The 21,709-nt window shown below is 62.3% G+C and carries 15 protein-coding genes and 2 pseudogenes; 6 read left to right on the top strand and 11 right to left on the bottom strand.

Translation table 11 applies throughout. From position 1 onward, the window contains the following. Window positions 1-295: 295 nt before the first annotated feature. Both G5V57_RS35490 and G5V57_RS33170 read right to left on the bottom strand, forming a co-directional pair. Window positions 296-694: a DUF4189 domain-containing protein gene (locus tag G5V57_RS35490; protein WP_371744846.1), complete on the bottom strand. Its 399-nt coding sequence runs from the start codon at window positions 692-694 to the stop codon at window positions 296-298. 322 nt (window positions 695-1,016) lie between these two features. Then, a pseudogene (locus G5V57_RS33170) lies at window positions 1,017-1,196 on the bottom strand (DNA packaging protein); the annotation flags it as partial. Between the two features lie 383 nt (window positions 1,197-1,579). Between G5V57_RS33170 and G5V57_RS33165 the strand changes: the two are divergent. From G5V57_RS33165 to G5V57_RS33155, 3 genes are read left to right on the top strand one after another with little or no spacing between them, the layout of a single operon-like run. After that, window positions 1,580-3,013 carry a hypothetical protein gene (locus G5V57_RS33165; protein ID WP_165173425.1) on the top strand — a complete coding sequence of 478 codons (1,434 nt, stop codon included), beginning with the start codon at window positions 1,580-1,582 and terminating at the stop codon, window positions 3,011-3,013. 47 nt (window positions 3,014-3,060) lie between these two features. Continuing rightward, on the top strand, window positions 3,061-4,779 hold the full coding sequence (locus G5V57_RS33160; RefSeq protein ID WP_165173423.1) for a CHAT domain-containing protein: 1,719 nt from the start codon (window positions 3,061-3,063) through the stop codon (window positions 4,777-4,779). A gap of 19 nt (window positions 4,780-4,798) precedes the next feature. Beyond that, on the top strand, window positions 4,799-6,127 hold the full coding sequence (locus G5V57_RS33155; protein ID WP_165173421.1) for a hypothetical protein: 1,329 nt from the start codon (window positions 4,799-4,801) through the stop codon (window positions 6,125-6,127). A gap of 40 nt (window positions 6,128-6,167) precedes the next feature. On the opposite strand, the gene G5V57_RS33150 is transcribed toward G5V57_RS33155, so the two are convergent. From G5V57_RS33150 to G5V57_RS33130, 5 genes are all read right to left on the bottom strand, one after another. Beyond that, window positions 6,168-8,429, bottom strand: a complete 2,262-nt coding sequence (locus G5V57_RS33150) for an FHA domain-containing protein (protein WP_165173419.1) — start codon at window positions 8,427-8,429, stop codon at window positions 6,168-6,170. Next, a complete protein-coding gene (locus tag G5V57_RS33145) occupies window positions 8,426-10,513 on the bottom strand; it encodes a CHAT domain-containing protein (protein WP_165173417.1) in 2,088 nt (695 codons plus the stop codon). The genes G5V57_RS33150 and G5V57_RS33145 overlap by 4 nt, the downstream gene beginning before the upstream one ends. Window positions 10,514-10,781: 268 nt before the next feature. After that, window positions 10,782-11,357, bottom strand: a complete 576-nt coding sequence (locus G5V57_RS33140) for a thermonuclease family protein (RefSeq protein WP_165173415.1) — start codon at window positions 11,355-11,357, stop codon at window positions 10,782-10,784. Next, a complete protein-coding gene (locus G5V57_RS33135; protein WP_165173413.1) occupies window positions 11,354-11,806 on the bottom strand; it encodes a molybdenum cofactor biosynthesis protein MoaE in 453 nt (150 codons plus the stop codon). Before G5V57_RS33135 ends, G5V57_RS33140 begins: the two co-directional genes overlap by 4 nt. 34 nt (window positions 11,807-11,840) lie before the next feature. Beyond that, window positions 11,841-13,676, bottom strand: a complete 1,836-nt coding sequence (locus G5V57_RS33130; protein ID WP_165173411.1) for an AsmA-like C-terminal region-containing protein — start codon at window positions 13,674-13,676, stop codon at window positions 11,841-11,843. Between the two features lie 119 nt (window positions 13,677-13,795). Between G5V57_RS33130 and G5V57_RS33125 the strand changes: the two genes are divergently transcribed. After that, window positions 13,796-15,760: an acetoacetate--CoA ligase gene (locus G5V57_RS33125; RefSeq protein ID WP_165173409.1), complete on the top strand. Its 1,965-nt coding sequence runs from the start codon at window positions 13,796-13,798 to the stop codon at window positions 15,758-15,760. A gap of 152 nt (window positions 15,761-15,912) precedes the next feature. On the opposite strand, the gene G5V57_RS33120 is transcribed toward G5V57_RS33125, so the two are convergent. The 4 genes from G5V57_RS33120 to G5V57_RS33105 are packed head-to-tail and all read right to left on the bottom strand — an operon-like array spanning window position 15,913 to window position 19,732. Further along, the gene (locus G5V57_RS33120) at window positions 15,913-17,178 is read right to left on the bottom strand and encodes a class I SAM-dependent methyltransferase (protein ID WP_165173407.1); all 1,266 of its coding nucleotides are present in this window, start codon (window positions 17,176-17,178) and stop codon (window positions 15,913-15,915) included. Between the two features lie 55 nt (window positions 17,179-17,233). Then, the gene (locus G5V57_RS33115; RefSeq protein ID WP_165173405.1) at window positions 17,234-17,977 is read right to left on the bottom strand and encodes an SDR family NAD(P)-dependent oxidoreductase; all 744 of its coding nucleotides are present in this window, start codon (window positions 17,975-17,977) and stop codon (window positions 17,234-17,236) included. Next, complete coding sequence (locus G5V57_RS33110; protein WP_165173403.1) at window positions 17,974-18,510, bottom strand: WbuC family cupin fold metalloprotein; 537 nt, start codon at window positions 18,508-18,510, stop codon at window positions 17,974-17,976. The genes G5V57_RS33115 and G5V57_RS33110 overlap by 4 nt, the downstream gene beginning before the upstream one ends. Next, on the bottom strand, window positions 18,485-19,732 hold the full coding sequence (locus G5V57_RS33105; RefSeq protein WP_246737461.1) for a class I SAM-dependent methyltransferase: 1,248 nt from the start codon (window positions 19,730-19,732) through the stop codon (window positions 18,485-18,487). The genes G5V57_RS33110 and G5V57_RS33105 overlap by 26 nt, the downstream gene beginning before the upstream one ends. Before the next feature lie 249 nt (window positions 19,733-19,981). Here G5V57_RS33105 and G5V57_RS33100 point away from each other — a divergent pair, with 249 nt between their 5' ends. Together G5V57_RS33100 and G5V57_RS33095 are read left to right on the top strand one after the other, a co-directional pair. Then, complete coding sequence (locus G5V57_RS33100) at window positions 19,982-21,013, top strand: IS110 family transposase (RefSeq protein WP_165165892.1); 1,032 nt, start codon at window positions 19,982-19,984, stop codon at window positions 21,011-21,013. Between the two features lie 604 nt (window positions 21,014-21,617). Next, window positions 21,618-21,704 (top strand): annotated as a pseudogene (locus tag G5V57_RS33095) (IS5/IS1182 family transposase); the annotation flags it as partial. Window positions 21,705-21,709: the final 5 nt, after the last annotated feature.

Raw genomic sequence — 21,709 nt, 5'->3', positions numbered from 1 at the left:
GGGCTCCGTATGACATTGAAGGTCCACGTATTCAAGGGCTTTTCGCGCTCGGGCTCGTTTCGTGCCCAAGGCGCCAAAAAACGTGCCAGACCGAGAACATTACGCGAAACCGTGTCCGAATCCGTAAAAAATCCGTGAAGTGGTTTTCCGCTTCTGTTCCGGCGTTTTTGTGCACCGCACGGCTGCAGGACCGGTGACATGACGAACAAGAAGAATGGGTCTTTCAAGCTCTTTTCGGGACTGGGGCTGATTCTCGTTCCCGATGTCAAAACACGCGAAGCTGCGCGCTCGCGCTCTAAGTGCCGGAACAAAATTTCGCTGTATCTACTTTGCAGGCCTTTGCGTTCTGTCGGCAAAATGAGGTGGCTTTCGCTTCAGCCACATCTAGCGAGGGTGCCCAGGCGCTCCCCCAACCACCCTGTCCGATTGCCAGTGCGGCACATCCATTTCTTACAAATACGATAATCCGACAATCGTTCGAATACTGGCCACACGCCCTCAGAGCTTTGGTCTCCGCCTCTTCGCGAGAGCTATCGTTCCAAGACATACCCGACTGGAGAGTCCGCTTTGATATTGCAATTGCTCCGTACTTTGGAGTTTTGGAATTGGAAATTGGATCCAAAGAGGATGGCCCGCCGCATCCGGCAAGCAATAGCAGCAATGAAACAACTATTCCAATTGGGCGTATTACCATGGTTACCCACATGGATACCGAGAGAAAGTCCTGACAGCGCCGGAACTCTGGCGAGTAGGCATCCTACGCCACATTCACCGAGGTTGACAAAGGATAGCGCTGGCGCGTGAGGTCGCCATGCAAGCCGCCCGCGCCCTTCCCGGCGAGACAACCCCGCCCGGAAAATCAAAGGAGGAGAACCATAAGCAAATACGCTGATCTGATACGGCGACTGGAATCGGGCGAAGGTGCAGACCAGAACCTTGAGGTTGACCTGTGCGAAGCGCTCGACTTAGGGCCCGAGGAATATTGGGGGCGCCCGATTGAGCGTCAGAGAAGCCGGTCAATCTTTGGATAAAGCAGGCTTGACGAGGTGCTTCGTCGTCAGCGCATATCGAGAGGCGTTGAGAACGTCGTCACGCTCCGTGACGATCCTGCCGTCCTTGCGGTGATAAAGGCAGAATTTCCCGAATGACTCGCGACAGGTCGAGAAGACCTTCCAGCGGCCGATCTGCATTTTGCGCGAAGATCGGCCCGCCCACCATCGCGATGACTCCACTCGACGTGTTTTAGTTAGCCGAAATGGCGCTGCGGCGAGTTGTTCACCGAGATCCTCAGGCGATTGATCGGCTCAGGCCGAAACCATTTCCGGCATGACCGCGAGGTCTCCAGGTGTTAACATCACGCTAGGAGAGGTGCGCCCGGAGATCGCTCGTTCGATCCTCGATACTTTGGTTGGCGGCTGCCGTGGCGGCATAGAACAGCTGGAGCGCTCTGTTTCTCCTCTTGTGGGCCGCGAGCGCTTTTCGCGAGGGGTCATGGAAGCATGATCGCTGTCTTGAATGGGGTATCTGGCCGGTTGGAATCCCAAGACGCCGCGTCGGCGGTGAAAATTATGGGGAAATCATGACGAATTCGCATTCGGACAATGACGGCGACGACAGCACGTTCGACGCGCTGGTGAACGGGATTGACCCGCGCACGGGGAAGTGCGCCACACAGCCACTCTCCCCCGAAATTCTTTGCGCGATTGCTGAAGGGCGCCCGCTGTCGCAGGCGGATCTGGACGTCATCGCCGACGCGCTGCACCGCCGGAAGGCACACCTCGGGGTAGGGTACGAGGTCAATGAGAACGCGCTTGATGAGTGTGGCTGGGGCATCGTCTTTGCCGCCGATGATCCGCGCGTCAATGACAAGAAGGCGAGGCTGGATCGTCTGCTCATGCGGCGCCGTGAGGAATCGGGCGCGCTCTACCGCGAGTTTATTGGAACTAGCGGCTGGCAGCCGGGAGAGTCGGGACGCAAGTTCTTGAATAGGCACGGCGCGGCGGCGGGGCCGGTACCGGTAGAAAAAGTCCCGTACTATCTGCTGCTTGCCGGGTCGCCCCACGAAATACCCTTTGAACTGCAATGCGCGCTCGACTCGCGACACGCCGTCGGACGCTTGGACTTCGATGCGCTGGACGACCTGGAACGGTACGCCGAGCAACTCGTTGAGCACGAGGAGGTGGCGCAGCCAGCGCCGCGTCGAGCGGTATTCTTCGCCACAAGTAATCCGGCGGATGTGAACACACGCCGCAGCGCAAAACGTTTGGCCATGCCGCTCGCCGACACGCTGACGAAAAAGCGCGACACGTGGCGCATCGATCGGTACCTTCAGAAGGACGCCACCAAGTCCGCGCTGGCGAAAGTGCTGAGTGGCGCGGAACCGCCCTCGCTTTTGTTTTCAGCGACGCACGGACTCTCATGCGCGCCGGACGATCCGCAGCAGCGGGAACGGCAGGGGGCTATAGTAACACAGGAATGGCCGGGCCCAGCGACTGATGATCGCGAAATGACGCCCGACGAATACTTTGCCGCGAACGAGTTGGCGCCGGGCGTGAACCTGCGCGGCATGATGATTTTTCTCTTCGCCTGCTTCGGCGCAGGTACGCCGCAATACGACGAGTTCCGGTGGACACCGGGTGCCCCACGAATCGAACTCGCAAGCGCTCCCTTCGTTTCGCGTCTTAGCGAGCGGATGCTCGCCGCTGGCGCGATGGCGGTGGTCGGGCATGTTGACCGCGCGTGGTCGTCCTCGTTCCTCTGGCCCGGTGCCGGGACGCAGACCGGTGCCTTCGAAGACGTGATGCTCAAGCTCGCCGATGGAGGTCGCGTCGGCGCCGCGGTCGATGTCCTGCATACGCGCTGCAATGATATCGCGTTCGAGCTGGCGGCTGCCTTGAAGGATCGACGGTTTGGCAAGCAGAACGACGAGGAGGTCGCGGGTCTGTGGCTCGCCCAGACCGATGCTACCAACTACGTGGTGATCGGCGATCCGGCGGCGCGCTTGCTCGTATGAAATCCAGATCACGATGAGTTCGGATTGGGGAAGAGGGAGGCCGACCGATGCTGATGTTTGGACAACAGGCGGGGCTGACCGTCGCCGACCCTGAAGGGGAGTATGTCGCGGTCGAGCTCCGGCTCTTCCCCGCCGACGAGCAGGGAACGCCGGTGGAACTCACAGTATCCGGGGTGCGGCAAGACTTCCCGCGGGTCCGGGTGCCATTGGCCTCCAAAGAGCTTTCAGCGCTCGTAACCAGTCCGCATGCCTATGGCGAAATGTTAGGCAAGCAACTCTTCGAGGGAACTCAGTTGGGCGAGCAGCTGGCCGACCTGCGCACGGCTCTCGACGCGAAAGGAGCGCGCTGGCGGCTGCGGCTCAGACTGGAAGACCCGCCACTCGAGGCGATGCACTGGGAGCGCTTGTGCATTCGCGAAAATGGTGCCTGGGCCCCGATAGGCTCGGCTGCCGATCGGCCGTTCTCGCGCTACGTGCCGGTGACCGATTGGAAAATGGCGACGCCGATTGTCGAGCGCCCCGTTACCCTTCTTCTGGTCTTTGCGTCTCCGGCGAACCTGGCCAAGGCGCGACTGCCTGCGATCCCGGCCGCCGAACGCGATTCAATCCGTGCTGCAATCGAAGCGAGCGCGAGAGGCCAGGTCCGCGTGGAGGAGCTTTCCAGCGATGTTAATGTCCGACCCACCCTCGCGGCGTTGCGCGAGGCGTTCACTCGGGGGCCCGCAATGGTGCACGTGCTATGTCACGGAACTTCAGGCCCGGCCGGGTCGGCGCTGGTGCTCGAGAAGGACAACGGTGACCCGGACATCATAGAGGCGGCTTTGTTGGTCGACGCCGTCCGCGGGGCGGCAATGCCACCGCGCCTAGTGGTGTTCTCAGCCTGCGAGTCGGCTACGGCCAGCGCCGCGGCAGGGTTTGTCTCGCTAGGCTCGCTGCTGGCGCGCGAACGCGTTGATGCGGTACTCGCGATGAGAGAGGCGGTGAGCGTGGACACGGCGCGCGCCTTCTGCGCGCATTTCTACAGGCGTCTCTTCGCCCATGGCGTGCTCGACCGGGCGGTGAACGAAGCGCGCGCGGTAGTGCGAGACAATATTGATTGGGGATTGCCCGTGCTTTTTGCACGAATGCGCGATTGCCAGTTGCTCGACTTCGCGCCTGCGCGGGTGGACACCGATTATCTCGGCATATCCAGTCGGGTGGTGCGAGCGGCTGGGGCGGCGCGCGCCTTCGGCGAGCAGGAACGAGCCGGCCAAGAAGCAATTGGCGCCATGACCGCCCTCATCGCAGAGCTCGAGAAGAGCCACAAGGTGCTCGTCGGCGTGACAAGCGGTTTCCGGAGGACGGGCAGCGACCCCGCAACGTTCCCGAAGCAGTTCGAAGCGTTCCTGCAGGAGTTCAAGGACTACTATGACAAAAAGAGCTGGAGGGAGGAGAGAACCAGATGCGGCAGGGTCAAAGATCTTACGGAACCGGCCATGATGAACCTGTTCAAGGGTGCCCTTCCAAATGACCAGTTTGCCCAAGTGGAACAAGACCTCAACCGTTTGACCCACCTGGACGACGATATCATCCGCCACTTGACCACGTTCCTTGAAACGATGGACGGGGAGGTGGAAACCATCAACAAGCTGCTCCGCCAGGGCAACGTGCCTGATGCGATCGCCAGGAAAATCGCGTTCGAAGACCAGATCAGCCCGACGTTCCGGCGGAGCAAGGAACTGCTCGCCGAGATCGGCGAGCGCTCAGACGCCGTGCGTGCGGCCTGATGATAAGCAGGAGACCGCCATGCCACTGCAACAAGTGCCCGCCGCAGGCCTCGAATATCACCTCATCTGCTACGACAAGGAGGGCCGAGAGCGTCCCGAGAACGGCAAATATCTGTCCAACCAGGTTGTCGACATCGTACGAGACGTTAGCCGCGGCATTACGGACGTCTTCGTGATGAGCCACGGCTGGAAGGGTGACGTGCCAGCGGCGATCGACCAGTATGATCGCTGGAGTACAGCGATGGCCGCCTGCCAACAGGATCGGAAGCGCGTCCGGGAACGTTGGCCGGACTTCGCTCCGTTACTCATCGGCTTTCACTGGCCGAGCCTGCCTTGGGGCGACGAGAAGATGGCCGACGGCTCCTACGCAGCGGAGCCGATCGGCGGGGAGGAACAATTCGTCAGGCAGTGGGGCGACCGCATTGCGGACTCCGACGCGGCGCGGACAGCTCTGCGCCTCCTCTTCCGGGCGGCGCAAGAGGACATCGAGCCGGACGTGCTCCCAGCCGAGGTCGTTGATGCCTACCGCACGCTGGAACGCGAGGCCGGCCTCGGCGCAGACGGCGTGGCGGGTTCCCCCGACGGCGACCGCGAGCCCACAGATCCCCAGCGATCTTACGAGGATTGGCGAGACACCGACGAGGCGCTTTCGTATTCTGGTGGATTGATGGGAGGACTATTGTCGCCACTACGCCAACTCTCATTCTGGACGATGAAAAAGCGGGCGCGTCTCGTCGGCGAAACGGGAGGTCACCAGCTGCTGCGTCAACTTCTTCAAGCGCGAGACGGTCTACGCATCCATCTCATGGGCCACAGCTTCGGCTGCATTGTCTCGTCCGCTATGCTGCGGGGTGCCGCCGGCGAAGGGGCGGTGGTATCGTCCGTGTTCCTTGTGCAAGGGGCAATGTCGCTCTGGTCATACGCCAAGGAGCTGCCGGGGAAGCCTGACATGGGGGGATATTTCCGCCCGATTGTGGACCGCCGCTGCGTACGCGGCGCTCTCGTCGTCACCACTTCGAAGTTCGATCGCGCGGTCGGCATGTTGTACCCCAAAGCGGCGGGGCTGTTGCGGCAGTCGGATTATGGAACTGCGCTGCCAGTCCAGCAGCTCCCGATTTATGGCGCAATAGGAACGTTCGGGCTGCAGGGAGTGGAGCGCGGCGCGATGTCCCGCTCAATCAGTACGGATCTCGACCACAGCTATAAATTCGAAAGCGGCGGCTTGTACAACGTAAATGCAGACACCGTTATCAAGACGGGGGGCGGACTGTCCGGCGCACATAACGACGTGGCCCACCCCGCGCTGGGGCACGTATTCTGGGAAGCGGTGCTGACGACGCCAGACTGAACTCGTCTGGCACGGTTCGGACGCACTCAGCGTCCTTTGTCTAGCGCAAGTCGACGATTTGAAATGGCCCCAACGTACAGCGCGGTTCGTCATCGGATTGGATTGTGACGAGCTGGATCTTCGAACCATGCATCGTCGTAGACTCTCCCTGCGAGCGCTGGCCGAAGCAAAACGTCATCTTGGAGGCGTATTCGGTCCCTGGGACGTCCTTGAAAAACTCGCTCACGCGCACGCCGGACGGAATCCCGACTGCTAGATAGGTCCTGTCCTCGTACTTGAACATACCGAAGAGCTGATCGTCGCCGTCTGAATCGAGGGTTTGGAGGTCCATCTGGAACGGTTCGGTGGATGGCGCGATCTTCAATATGCTTCCGCTGACTTCCGCGCTCGCAAGAGAAATTCCGCCGTTTTCATCTTTGCCAAGGTAGCTGGCGCCGTCAACGAGGGGTATGGTCCTTCCGGACCCACCGTCCAGCAAAATCGCCCACGTTCCATCCGGCAAGGATGGATATCTTGGCGCCGGCGGTCGAAAGAACGGAAAGTAAGAGCGCTCGATCGTCGAGAAGCGAAAAACAGCATAACCGGCGATTGCAATCAGGTCTCCGTCCACGATGCTGCGATCATGGCCGTACTGCAGGAATCGGCCATTGATGGTGGTGCCGTTGAGGCTTCGCATGTCGAAGGCCTGGAGACCTCGCGAGACCACAAGGTGCCATCGAGAGACGACGGTCGGTTCCAGATAGATCTGGCTCTTGAAGAGTTTCTCAAAGCCGGGTTGGCTGCGTCCAATCGCGATGAAATCGCCGCCCAGTTCGTGCGGTTCACCGGTCCTGAGATCGGTCCAGTTTCCCCAGGGTTGCGCCTCCAACAAACGCCGATAGCCCTCGAACAACACGACAGCCAGTATCGCCAGCCCCACGGCCATCGCGGGGATGAGGCGCCTGTTCCGCATTCGGCGCCGACTGCCCACGCAGGCTGCGAGGAAATCCCGCTCCGAGGACGTAAGCTCACTATCGTGCTCCTCCGCCCAATACTCCGCGGTCCTAAGGGTCGCGCCGCGCAATTCGAGATGGTGGGGACGTCCTTGCCTGTCCCACAGCAGGGCCTGGCGCTGAAACGGGGTGAGATGCGCGTCGCGCCAACTGGCATTGTCGGTGCGGATCGGCTGGACCAGTCGGTCATGGGTCAGCTCAAGCCAACCAATTCCGCGCCGCCGTTCCTCCCGCAGCAGATGCCTTTCGTCCAGGAGCGAAATCGCCTGGGTATCCACCTTCCCGCCTCGCAACGCTGCCTCTTTCAGGATTTGATTGCGAAGCCCCTGCGGCGTGATCAACTCGTCTTCGATCCAGTCGCGCACGAACCGCTCGCGGCTTCCCAGGCGCTCGACGGTCTCCGCGAAGTAGTCGGCCAAAGCCGTATCAGCGCTGCCGATTGCTTCGACATCATCCTCCTCTATCGTCGCCTGATCAGGCCCAAGCTTGCTCCACAGCCGCAAGCAGACGACCTGAAGCTGCGTCGGCTCGACGGTCGGACCGAGCTGCTCCTCGAGCGCACCGCCTGACCGCTGGACTTGAACGCGGCGAAGGTCGTCGACGAGCTTGCGCGCCGCACCATCGGTGAACACGACGCCAGCCTGCGCAGAAGCTTCCTGCATGATCTGGCGTGCCTGCTGCTCGTTGAGGAGCTCCAGGCGGAATGTCGAGGCGAGCCGAGTAGGGATCATGTTTCGATAGGGATCGAGTCCGGCCAGGTGCTCTTCGCGCATCGAGAGCAGCGCCCACCGGTGTCGGCTGCGCAGTGCTGCGCCGAGTTGCGCGAAGAACTCCCTCTTTTCGTCCAAGTCGGTCGGATCGATGGTCAGAATTTCCTCGAACTGATCGATGATCAGGACCATTCCGCCGGCCGGCTCGGCCCAGCGCGCGTCCAGATAATCCGCAAGCGTCATTTGCGTGAGCGCGGCGAGCGGGCACTGCCGTTCCTTCGGCTGGCTCTCCTCGAGCGAAAGCAGCACGGCAAAGACGTAGCGGTTGGCCGGCTCCGACACGCCCATCGCTTGCTCGAATGTGACGCGCGCGAACGTCGGCACCGTGAAAGCCTCATTACGCAGGGCGGGCGCCAGTGCCGCCTGTATGAGCGATGTCTTGCCTGCGCCGGATGCCGAATAGAGAAGGACGATCCGTTCCGCGATCAGGAGATCAAGCAGCTCAAGTCGCTCGCGACCACGGCCGAAGAGCTGCTCGCCGAGCTTGTACGGGCGAGGCCCGACAAACGGCGCCGGGCGGGGATGGTCGCCGGGTGTCATGTGGACGCCTCCCAGCGCTTGAGGAGATCGCGTGCAAAGTCGTCGGGACTACCCCAGTAGATGCTGATTGCCGACTCGGTGAAGTAGCTCTCGAGATAAGCGCGGGCGCGCTTCGGCTCGAGAATCCGTCCCTCCTCGGGATCGATCTGCGCCGCGATATGCGCATACATCGATCGCCGTCCCCGCCCTCCTTCCTGGTCCATGATGGCACGAAACATCACCCGGAAGTTCCAGTCGTCGAGCTGGAAACCCAGAAAGGCGAGGCCGGTATCCGCAAGCGCGCGCTTGACCATTGCGGGGATGAGGTCCTTGTTCTTCTTTATCCCGATCAGAAAGTCGAAATAGTTATCCTCGGTGAACACGAGCGACTCGGGCTGATCCAGACGCCCGAACAAATGATAGACGAGCGGATGCTGCGGATCCGGCCGGAAATCCGGCTCGATTGTCGGAAGTTCGATAAGACCGTCGTGCCAACGGCAGAGGTCGACGCGAGGTTCCTTGCCGGCCTCGCGCAGCGCATCGTAGATGAGGTCGTTCTGCGCCGCCGTCACATAGATCGGGATTGGGAGCCGGGCCAGCACGGCGAATGGCTCCGCTGGAATGCGCTTCCGGCGCTGGGAGCCGATCGTCGAAATCAGCTTGCCGAGGTGATCGGTGGGCAGTTCGTCCGTTTTCCGTTCGCGAAGTTCTTCCGGCAGGTCGTCGTGATAACGCGCCAGCAGATCGGCGCGCAGGTAGTTGATCAACTCGTTCTGCGGAAACATCTTGGCTTTCTGATTCACCGCGAGAAATTCCGCGACCTGCGGCAGGTCCTCCCGATTGTGTGGCGCCATTGGAAAATGGAACGTTTCCGCCCATCGCCGTGCAATTTCGCGGCGCGAGCCGAGCAGCGAGTCGGTCAAGCCGGGTCCGAGAATTGGAGTCAACTGGCGGCTTTGAATCTGGCGCAGCACAGCCGGCCAGTTCTCGAGATGCGCTCCTTCCTCAAATCCTGGCTTGTACCAGAGCGAGCCGCCGCGCAGTCTCATGAACAGGACCGGCACATACCAGTCGGCACGGTCGCGGATCGCGCCGCGCGCAACCGCGACCGCGCGGTCGATCTGCCCGTCGCGCTGCAGCTCACGGAAGAATACGGGCATGAACTCGGCTATCGTGGCGATTGTCACGTCGCCCTGCATGGCCAGCACAGCCGGGATACCCGCCTCCGCCAGTCCCGGTCCGAGTGCGGCGAGCGCGCCGGCGTCGGAGGTGCGCGCATCATCACCGCTACCGGCGCTCTGACACGACGCCAGCACGACGAGTGCCGGAACGTTGCGCAGCTCGCGCATCTGCTGGATCAGCTCGCTCGCAGCGACCCGGCGCGTCTTCCCCGTAGCGTCCTCCAACCAGAGCCAGGCTTCGCTTTCGATAAAGGCGCCATGGCAGACGATGTAGAGGACATCGCACCCGTCGTGCAGTTGATGCACCAGCTCGTCAAGTGTGGCGCGTCCGCCGGAGGCGAGCACTGCGCACTCGACACCTTCGAGCCCCGCTTTAGCGCGAGCCAACTCCGCCGCGACGTCGAGAGATGCCAAGGCGCGACCGCCGGGACGATAGGTTTCCACGTCGGTTGGATTGGCGATGACAATCAGTCCACGCAGAGCGGCCTTTGGACGGCGACGCACCGGCCGCCAGTCGGCGCTGCTGAGATAGCGCGAGAAGAGAATGCGCTCGCCGGTAAAAAGCGGCTGGCCATCGTCCAGACTGCGGAGGGCTTCCCAAAACAATACGTGCAACTCCGGCGCGCTAGGGCCGACGAAAAGCCGCAGCCGCAGCGTTGCATTGCCGGCGTCTGCGACGGCGCGCGCCTCGGCGAAAGCGGTACGCAGCTTGTCATCCTTAAACAGACACTCGGCTAGCAGGTGCCCGAGGGCCTCGACGTTGAATTTCTGCCGGCGAATGGCTTCGAGATCGATATCGCCGACAGGAAAACGCGAGCTCACCCGCGTGTCGGCGTCGCTATCCGGCCTGCTGATGCGGAGTTCGACCGTGTACGTCTCGGCGTCGCGCTGGTGCAGGCCGAGCTGCAGTTCAACAATTTCCATGCTTCGCACCCGCCTTTCGACACTGGCCGGATGTAAGACACTAAATTAGACACTAAATGAGTTCGGGTGGGATAAGCAACTTGTCACTTACGCGCTGGCTGGGCGCATCTGACGCCAGAAGTGGTTTCCCCGCCGGCGAACCTGCCCGTGGACGGTGCATAAGCCCTGCGCTGCGCTCGCGCTCTTCCGTAAGCGCCCGGACTGAGCATCGCCATCCCACGCTTCGCGCCATCTTCTCCTCTCGCAGGTGGGAGAAGGGGAGGCCGCTCTAATCATGCGGCGCGCGATCGAAATGCGGACGGTGAATCTCGCGCCAGTCCTCCGGCAGGTCGAAGCTGCCGCGCCAGATGCCGCGCCGTTGGCGGCGCGCCTCCGCCTCCTGATCCACATAGTCGTCGCTATGTCGCGTATAGGCGATAGCCCAGCCGAGGCGGACCATTTCGGCGTTGAGGTCGATGCGGCCGGCGGTGCAGCGCGAGACGAGGCGGCCATACCGGTCGGCATCGAGACCCGTGCAACCGACCTCGCGACCCGTCACGAGCCGGCGCAGGGCGTCCGTTGCGGCGCGCCCGCAATTCCACTGGCGGTCGCTGCCGTCCCGGCAGACCTGGCGATATTCCGGCGCGTCGATGCCATTGAGCCTGATCTCGTCCTTGCCCAGTCGGAAGGAATCACCGTCGATGACGTCGGCGGTGCCCGGGGTGAGGGTCACCTGATTGAAGATGCGGATAGCGAGCAGGACGACAACGGCGGCAAAGACGAAAATGCCGATGTCGAGCAGGCTGCGCCACAAAGGGCGCGGCGGCTGCGAAGGCCGCCTGCGCCAAAGCCGGCGGTAGTTCACGGCTTGTCCCAGCGCCGCGCCGCCTGATCGTCCTTGTCCTTGGCATCGACCCAGCGCGTTTCGCCGGCGGTCTCTTCGAGCTTCCAGAAGGGAGCCATGGTCTTGAGCCAGTCCATCAGGAACTCACAGGCCTCGAAGGCGGCCTGACGGTGAGAGGAGGCGGTGAGCACCAGGACGATATCATCGCCCGGCTCGAGCGGCCCGTAGCGATGGATGACGAGGCTCGCTTCCAGCGGCCAGCGCTTGCGCGCCTCTGCCTCGATCCCGGCCAGCGCTTTCTCGGTCATGCCCGGATAATGCTCGAGCGTCATGCGGTCGATGCGGGCGCCCTCACTCAGCTCGCGCACCGTGCCGATGAACATCACGGTGGCGCCGCTCGAGCGGTTGACGGCCTGAAACGCCTTCAGCTCGGCCGCCGCATCAAAAGCTCTGTCCTGCACTCGGATCATCGTGGCCCCAGTTTGCCAAGAATGACTCTGCCGTTCAATCCGGCGAAACGAGACCCAGCTTCCTGAGCGCCGCATAGGCGCCCGCCGGATCCTCCAGAATGCCGGGCATGTCCGGATAGATGCGCGGCGCCGTCCACGGACCCTTGACCTGGATGGCGACCGGGAAGGTGGCGCGTTGCGGGGCAGCCGGAGCTGTCGCCGAAGGCGAGGCGGCAACCGCCAGTTGCGGATCGACCTTGAGATCGAGCGCCTGACGCAGGAGATCCACTTCGCCCTTGCCGGTAAAGGTAAGCGTCGGGCTCGTCAGGACCAGATTGCTGGTCTCCGCAATACCGTCGGAAATGGCGAAAGTAGCCGACAACGCGTCGAAAGCGGTGCTCTGGCGGTCGTCACGGTTCCAACCCTCGATAATCGCCGTCGAGACCTTGCCGAAGACGCCGGACAGATCGACGCCGGCGAGGCTGCCGCCGACGGTACGGAACGAGGCGTGGCCCTTGAGCGTCGAAACGAGGTCGGCGAGCGTTTCGCCGCTGGCCTGGAGCGAGAGGCTCGGAGACAGCCGGCCGTGCATGTCGCCGAAGCCCAAGGCGGCGAGCAGGGCCTTGTCGGCGGCGATGCCTTCGCCATTGGCGCTGAATTCGATGGCGGGGGTGTCTGCCTTGCCGTCGATCTTCAAGGCGATATCGAGGGTGCCTTCGGCGTATGTCGCCTTGGCGATCTTCAGATCGAGAAGGCCGTCTGTGACATTGGCGCTGAGCTCGGCCGGACCGGTGCGAAAGGCGCCATAGGCGAAGGCATTGGTGCCGACCTTGAGGATGGCGTCGAGGCTGCGCAAGGCGGAGAGATCGAGGCGCGCCGACGACCAGGGGTTGGCGAGGAAGGCCGTACTCGCCGCCGCCGATGTCGCGCTGTAGCGGGTGAGATCAATCATGTCGACGACAACGTCGGCGTCGAGCTTAGGTCGGCCCTTGCCAAACGCCAGACCGACATCGCCCTGGCCGCGCATGTCGTCGAGCATGAACTGGGCGTTGGTGAAGAGCAGCCCCCGCGCCGATGAATCAATCGCTCCCGCCAGGTCGAAGCGGGCGCCGTCCATGCCGGCCGGCAGCGCCGCGCCGAACCAGGATGCGGCCATGGCGAGGTCGGTGCCCTTGATCCCGGCCTGGCCGTCGAGCTCGAAGCCTTTGACGAGGGCGGTGCGGCCGGAGAACTGGAAAGAAAGTCCGGGCGCCTGCAAGGTGACATCGGTGGGCGAGCCGTCCTCGGCGATGCGCTGCGGCGATTTGACGAAGAGCGTGAAGCTGGCCCGCCGCTCGTTCCAGACAAAGGCGCCCTTGGCCGTCAATTCGTCGGCGGGACCCGACAGCGCGGTCTGGGCTTCGACATCAGCGAGCGCCACCGCGGTGCCGGTGCGCTCGTCGAGAAAGGCGATGCGGCCATTGACGATGCGCAAGGGAAGGCCGTCCGGCGCTCCCGCGCTGGCCTTCGCGTCATAGTTCCAGTTGGCCCGCCCATCGGCGCTAATGATCAGGTTGATGCTGGGATGTTCGAGGACGATCTCGGCGATGCCGTTTTTTCCCCAGCCGAACAGGCCATCCTCCGGCACGATATGCATGGCCTCGATCGTGGCGAGCGGGCCGGAGGTCATGCCCTTGGGCGCGGGAAGGACGACATTGTCGAGGGTGACCGCGAAGCGTGGCCAGAAGGAGACGCCGGGCAGGCCGGAAGAGGCTACCGCCACGCCGGTGTGGCTCTCGACCCGCTCGGCCAGATCGGCGGAGACCGTCCGGATCCGGCTGGTCAGGAAGGTGCCCGCCGCGACGATGAGGACGGCGGTGATAGCGAGGCAGGCCAGTATGATCTTACGCATCGTTTCCTTGCAGGAAATTGCGGCGCGCAAGTCAAGGGTTGACTTGCGGGCCGTATTCGGCGCCTTGGGAGCACGGAAATGCGGCATGATCGTGCCGGATAATCAAAGGGAGGTGATTGATGCCGACTGCCGAGCCATTGTGGACACCGGATGCGGGGCGTCAAGCGGGGTCCAATCTCGCGGCTTTCGCAGCCCATATGGCGAAAACCGAAGGCTCGGGCCCGTTCCGGACCTATGCGGATATCCACGGTTTTTCGGTGCGGCAGCCGGAGAAATTCTGGAGCGCGGTGTGGGATTTCGCCAAGGTCAAGGCTTCAGAGCGCGGAGACCGGGTGCTGGTCGACGGGAATAAGATGCCGGGCGCCCGATTCTTCCCTGACGCCAGGCTGAACTATGCCGAGAACCTCCTGGTCAGATCCGACGACACGCCGGCGCTGATCTTCCGCGGCGAGGACAAGGTCAGGAAGACGATGAGCTGGCGCCAGCTCAACAACGCCGTGGCGCGACTTCATCATGCGTTCGCCAAGGCCGGCCTCAAGCCCGGCGACCGTGTGGCGGCCATCGTGCCGAACATGCCTGAAACCATCGTCGCCTTCCTGGCGGTGGCCTCGCTCGGCGGCATCTGGTCGTCCTGCTCGCCCGATTTCGGCGAGCGCGGCATTCTCGATCGCTTCGGCCAGATCAAGCCGCGCTTTCTCGTCGCCTGCGACGGCTATTACTACAACGGCAAGACGATCCCGATCGCCAACAAGGTGGCAGCCGTCCTGAAGGAGCTGCCGAGCGTCGAGGAGACCGTCATCATCGACTATATCGGCCAGGCGACCGACATTTCGCGCACCATGCCGCGTGCCGTCGCCTATGAGGACTATATCTCGCGCAAGGAGCCCGAGCCGATCAAGTTCGCGCAGCTGCCTTTCGATCATCCGCTCTATATCCTCTATTCCTCGGGCACCACTGGCATTCCCAAATGCATCGTGCACCGGGCGGGGGGCATTCTGCTCAAGCATCTCTCGGAGCTTCTGTTCAATTCCGACGTGAAGGCGGGCGACCGCCTGTTCTATTTCACCACCTGCGGCTGGATGATGTGGAACTGGCTGGTGAGCGGGCTCGCCACCGGCGCCACGCTGCTGCTCTATGACGGTTCGCCCTTCGCGCCCAGCGAGCGCGTGCTGTTCGACTATGCCGACGAGGAAGGCATGACGCTGTTCGGCACGTCAGCCAAATATATAGACGCGGTGAAGAAGTCAGGCCTCAAGCCGCGCGAGACCCACAGGCTCGACAAGCTGCGCACGATGTTCTCGACCGGCTCGCCGCTCGCAGCGGAGAGCTTTGATTTCGTCTATCGGGACATCAAGCGCGACCTGCATCTCGCCTCGATTTCGGGCGGCACCGACATCTGCGGCTGTTTCGTCGGCGGCAACCCGCTGTCTGCGGTCTGGCGCGGCGAGATCCAGGGACCGATGCTCGGCATGGCGGTCGATGTCTATGACGATGAGGCCAGGCCCATACGCCGCGAGAAGGGTGAGCTCGTCTGCACGAGCCCGTTCCCCTCGATGCCGGTGATGTTCTGGAACGACGAGAGCGGCGAGAAATATCACAATGCCTATTTCGCCCGCTTCCCCGATATTTGGTGCCATGGCGATTTCGCCGAATGGACGGCGAATGGCGGCATCATCATCCATGGCCGCTCGGATGCCACGCTCAATCCGGGCGGCGTGCGAATCGGCACGGCGGAACTCTACGCGCAGGTCGAGCGCATCCCCGAGGTCATCGAGGCGCTGGCCATCGGCCAGGACTGGGACAATGACGTACGCATCGTGCTGTTCGTGCGCCTGCGCGAGGGAGCCGCGCTCGACGATGCGCTCGTCCAGAAAATCAGGCAGCAGGTGCGCCAGGGCGCATCGCCCCGCCATGTGCCGGCGAAGATCGTCGCGGTGAAGGATATTCCACGCACCAAGTCCGGCAAGATCACCGAGCTCGCCGTGCGCGATGTCGTGCATGGCCGTGTGGTCAAGAACAAGGAGGCGCTCGCCAATCCGGAGGCCCTCGATTTTTACAAGGATCTGGTGGAGCTGAGGAGCTGAGGAGGCGGGGCTCGACGGGCTCTCTCTTTCTCACATTGTAAACGGGCTCGTACAAGCATCACCGTCCCCCTTGCGGGGAAGGTGGCGAGCGCCCCTTTACGCAGGTGAAGCGTCGCTGGTCAGCGCTATCGTCTGGTGTCTGGTCCGGCGCTTCAGAGCGCCGCGTCGCCCTCGCGGCCGACGATCCGGGGCTGCGGCAGCGGAATAATGAAGGTGCCGCCGGCATCGACATAGGCCTGATTGCGCTTCAGGATCGGCTCGGCGTAGGTCCAGGCGAGGATCACCACCACATCGGGTATTTTCGCCGAAAGTTCGCTGGAAGGCAGCACGGGCAGGTGTGCACCCGGGCTGAAAAGTCCTTGCTTGAGCGGATTGTCATCAACGATGAACTTGATCCGGCCTTCCAGTTCGAAGTGATAGAGCAGGGTCGTCGTGGTGGTCGAAGCGCCATAGGCGGCAACCGTCTTGCCCGCGGCGATCGCCTCGTCGAGATAGGCCAGAACCTTGCGTTTGCGCTGCTCGATCGCCACGAACCAGTCCTGATAGATTTTGGGCTTCGTGATGCCGCGCCGCTCCTCTTCGGCAAAGAGCTTCGACAGTTCGTCGGAGCGCGGCCGCGCGCCGGTCGATTTGGGTTGCGCGAAGGCGCGGATCGAACCGCCCTTGGTAGCCGTGCGCTCGACATGAAACAGCGTCATGTCGTGCTTGTTCAGGAACGTCTCCAGCGGGATCAGGGCATGGTGCGAGACATGCTCGTGATAGATCGTGTCGAACACCATGTTGTCGATCATGTCGACGATATAGGAGACCTCGAACACGAAGGCGCCGTCATTGGCGAGCAGCAGGCGGATGCCTTTCGCGACATCAGACATGTTGTCGATATGGGCGAAGACGTTGTTGGCACAGAACAGCTTGGCCTCGCCCTGTTCGGACTTGATGCGCGCCGCCAAAGCGCTGGTGAAGAAGTCCGGGAGCGTCGGGATGCCGTCCGCGGTTGCGGCGGCCGCGATGTTGCGCGCAGGGTCGATGCCCTGGACGCGCATTCCCTCGTTCCCGAAGGCCTTCAGGAGCGATCCGTCATTGCTGCCCATCTCGACGACAAGACTTTCTTTCGGAATCGAAAGACCGGTGACGACCGAATGCGCATAGCGTTTGAAGTGCTCAACCAGGCCCAGTGACACCGATGTGCGGTAGGTATAATCGCGGAACAGGATGTCGGGATCGACGACATCAAGGTTCTGCAGGTGCCCGCAATCGAGGCAGAGGTAGCAGTCAAGGGGGTAGAGGTCCTGCGGTTCGTCCAGGCGGTCCGCCGGGATGAAGGCGTCGCCGATCGCCGACGGCCTGATCGGCAGGACGTGGTCGAGCGAGCTCGATCCGCACAGGCGGCAATCTGTCTTGTGCTTGACGTGCTGCATAGCTAGGTAATCCTCACAGGAAAATTCACAACCGACAGGGAATCGCGGGCGGGTTTTACAGGCCTGCGAAGGACTTGGCGACCTCTTCGGGCCAGACCACGGAGACCCCGCCGTCGAGAAACAGGCATTGTCCGTTGATGAAGGAGGCGCGCTCGCTGCACAGGAAATTCAGCGCATCGGCCGATTCCTCGGCGGTTCCCAGCCGGCCCAGCGGTACCAGGCGACGATAGGTGTCCATGAGCTTCTCGTTCGTTTCGTAGAAGGTACGCGATTCCTGCTTCAGATAGGTCAGCGGCATGATGGCGTTGACACGAATGCCGCGCCGCCCAAGTGTGGCGGCGTAATGGCGGACCATGGCGTTGAGGCCGCTCTTGACGACGTGATAGCCGACCGGCTGGGAGCTGCCGACGAATTCGGCATAGACCGAGCTGACAATGCCGATCGCGCGATCGCCGGTTTCGGTGAAATGCGCGGCAAATCCTTCGATCAGGTCGCGCGAGGCGGTAAGTCCGACCTGGATCTCACCGGCCCAGGGGTCGCCCTGGCCACGGAAACGCTGGCTCAGCACCAGATAGTTAACGGGGCCGCCGGCCTCGGCGATCCGGTTCCAGAGCCCGGCAAATCCCTCGGTGTGTTCCAGATCGGCCGCGAAATGACGAAAGCCGGTCTGTTTGGGAAAGTCGGCCGGCCGCTGCCGCGACACGACGCTGACCCCGCAGCCACGGGCCAGGAAGCGTTCGACGACGACCCGGCCGAGGCCGCGGGTGCCGCCGACGACGACGGCGTGCTGCACGCTCATGCCGCGGTTCCTTGCAACGCAGCGACGCGCCGGATCAGGTCGCCCTGATACGCCTCGGCCCCGTCGGCATCGCGCTCGTCGGGGGCGAAATCGGCGAACACGGTGGCCTCGGGCCGGAACGGACCATTGGTGATCTCGTGCACGATCAGGAGATCGCTGCGGATGATCAGCGTGTGAAAGAAGGCATGCGACATCCGGTAATAGAAAGGGCGCGTGCCTCCGGGAGGTCCGAGCGCAACAATCCGCTCGATCTCGCCATCGTCCGCGAACACCACGATATCGACCTGGCCTTCGACGACGTGGAAAGCTTCGCTTTTGCCGGGATGCTTGTGCGGGCGGATGTAGGAGCTCGCATCGATCGCGATAATCATCTCGTGCAGCGTATCCTCGCCGTCGACATGGGCGTTGATACGGGCGCGCCGCTTGGCGCTGGCCTTCACGGCGGCCTTGAGCGTCTCGAGTTCCGCCGGTCCGACTTCGGAAATCGGACCCTCGGCGAGGAAGACCTCAGGAGATTTCTGAACCAGGGCCATGGGCCAATTCCTTCACGATCGAATCGTCGAGCGCCGCATAGATAGAGTGAAATCGTACCCCACGTGCGGCGAGGGAGGCGAGCTTATCTCGTACCTTGGCCTGGATATGGGGGGCCACCGCAAACAGGCAGGTTTTGATCCGCCCATCAGCCAGCAGCCGTTCGGAACTTACCACGGGCACGCGGAAGCCTGGGGGAAAAAAGCCGGCCTTGTCGGCATCGTCGTCTACCGCCAGCGCGATGTCGGGAGCGACCCCGAACGCGTTGGCGAACATTATCGCGTGGTGCCCGATGCCGAACAGGGCGATCCCGTCTCGTTCAGGCCCGGCGGCATGCGCGAGCCTGGTTTGCAGAGCTGTCCGCGTAGACGCAAAACCGTCGCGATAGACCTGGAACAGGCTGGAGGGGCCGACAGCCGGGCGGACTGGGGTAGGCGCGTTTCCGGCCTCCATGACAGCCACCAGAACGTCCTCAAGCGCGCCGGGGTAGCGCAGCAAAGCAATGATCCGGCAGCCGGCCGCCTCTCCGAGGCGCCGCAGCGTTTCTTTCACGAAGTAGCAACTGTGTTCTTCCCATAGGAAGCAATAGTCGTTTGCGGCAAGGAACTTGCTGCTATCGGGGACCTCGATCAGAAGAAGACCGTTCAGGCTTAGAAGCTGCTTCAGCGCGACAAGTGCCGCCACCGGCGCGGGAGAATGCTCGACGATGTAGCGACAGGAGACGATATCGAAGGTTCCAAGCTGTGCGGCCGCCGTCGAAAGACGAGACTCGTTCAGACTGGCCTGCCAGCTTTCCAGATAGGGATATCGTCCCTCGGCCGGGGCCGCATCGAGCGCGAGTTCTTGGGTGGTGAGGCCGCGCGCGGTCAGACGCGACAAGAGCGGCTGCTCGAACGGACCAGTGCCCAGAGCACGACGGGCAATCGGGCGCAAAGCCAGCAACTCGCGGACCAGCCGGTCAAGATGGCCTTCGGGTTCTCGATAGCGAATCCAAGGCAGTCGCGGGATCAGCGCATCGATGGGGGGCGTCTCGCTCAATTGGATCAGGCCGCAGCTTTCACATTCGACGATGTCGAGATTGACATGTGGGCCGATATCACCCGATGCCGTGAAGCGATTGCAGACCGGAAGCTGACCAAGCGATAGTGCCGGCGCAATGATCGCATGGCGGCACAGTCGACACTGACATGATTGCAGCGCCTGCACAGCAGCGAGATCAGTCAAATGAGATGGATCTGTCATCGCCGATTTGGACCGGCTCGTGGAGCGCGAACCCCTTTCTGCTCTGTTTGTGAAATGGCCACCATTTGAGTTGCTGCAACTACACCATTTGAGTTGCTGCCACTACACCATTTGACCGGTTGGCAGCGCACAATATGTCCGCATTTGATGCTGTGGACGGCTCCTCCACCTGGTGCGCAAGTGCCATAGGATTGGTGGCCAAAAGGTGACCACGATTCGGAGGAGCTCGATATGCAAGCGGTGACGACAATCGGTTTCGACATTGCGAAGTCTGTTTTCCAGGTTCACGGCATTGACGCAGACGGCCAGGGGGTTATTCGCCAGCGTCTCAAGCGGTCACGGGTTCTCGGTTTCTTCAGGAAGCTTTCGCCTTGTGTGGTTGGTATCGAGGCATGCGCGTCCTCGCACCACTGGTCGCGCGAGTTGCAGGCACTCGGGCACACGGTTCGATTGATGCCGCCGGCCTATGTGAAGCCGTATGTGAAACGCCAGAAGAACGATGCGGCCGATGCCGAGGCCATTTGCGAGGCGGTGCAGCGGCCAAGCATGCGGTTCGTGCCGACCAAGACACCCGACCAGCAAGCCTGTCTGATGCTCCACCGTACGCGGCATCTGTTCATTCGCCAGCAGACTGCGCTGATCAATGCGATCCGCGCCCACCTTGCCGAGTTTGGCATTGTCGCACCAGTCGGCCGCAATGGCGTCGAGAAGCTGCTCGATGTGGTTGCCGATCCCGACGATGGACGCGTGCCCGAGATTGCGCGCGAGTGCCTGGAGGCACTGGGCCGTCAACTATGGCAGCTGAAGCGGCAGATCCTGACGTTCGACCAGCATATCAACGCCTGGCATCGCTCAAACGAGACCAGCCGTCGGCTCGACGAACTCCCCGGGGTCGGTCCGGCGCTGGCAACCGCGCTGGTCGCCAGTATTCCCGATCCGAGGGCGTTTCGCTCGGGACGCGACTTCTCAGCCTGGATTGGGCTGGTGCCGAAGCAGAACTCCAGTGGAGGCAGGGAGAGGCTTGGCAATATCACCAAACAGGGCGATCGATACCTGCGCTCGCTGTTCTGTGCTGGCGCGTTGGCGGTGATCCGATACGCGAAAATCCACGGCACCAAGCATCGGCCATGGCTTGCCAAGCTGCTGGAGCGGCGGCCGACAAAGGTGGCCGCGATCGCGTTCGCCAACAAGATTGCCCGCATGGCCTGGGCGATGATGGCCAAGGGCGAGCGTTACAGGGAACCCGTCGCGCTGGCTCGCTAGGGCACGGCGACTTTGGACGAGATCGCGCCGGCAACGGCGTGATGTGAAGGCTGGAAAGGACTGACAGCAGGTAACGCAGAACCGGTCGATCCGGCGATCAGGACAACCCACATGGGCCACAGCATTGTCGAATGCGAGCTTTTGACCGGGACCTGATCCGCGGAAGGCATTATGGCCAGCGGCCCTATGAGCCGCGCTCAAAGGCCGAACACATGGCTGCTACGACCAGCGCTGCGACATGCAAAAGAACCTTGACAGCCCGGAGCCGTCCACACATGGCCCCATCGGGCCTCGATCAATGTCCGCTCCATGTCGGTTATCGGGGGGAAAGCCGACGTGCCGAGGTTATGAGTGCACGGCCTATAGCCTTTCCCGTTTTGATCGAATCAATCGATTCGATCAAAGCGGGATAAAAAGGCTCGATTACATATATCTGGAGCGCTTCCTTGTCGCGATAGTCGAGCAACTTTCGCGGGAAGCGCTCCAGGTTCTGTGGACTCTTGGGATTCTCAAATCATTTGAACTGTGATTCAAGACTGCCTTTTGGGAGATAATCTTGGGCATCACGCCGTGGCGCGATCTACAGCCATCATTCCCAGCAATCCGCCGCGACGCCACCCGATACGAGAAGATCGCACGAAACCATATCGCCGTCGTTACTCTCGCTGCAATCGCCTTGTGGCTGCGATAAATGTC

Origin of the sequence: Nordella sp. HKS 07 (genome assembly GCF_011046735.1) — a bacterium.
Taxonomy (GTDB): domain Bacteria; phylum Pseudomonadota; class Alphaproteobacteria; order Rhizobiales; family Aestuariivirgaceae; genus Taklimakanibacter.
The sequence above is the reverse complement of the archived record's forward strand: the minus strand, read 5'-3'. Positions and strand labels throughout refer to the sequence as shown.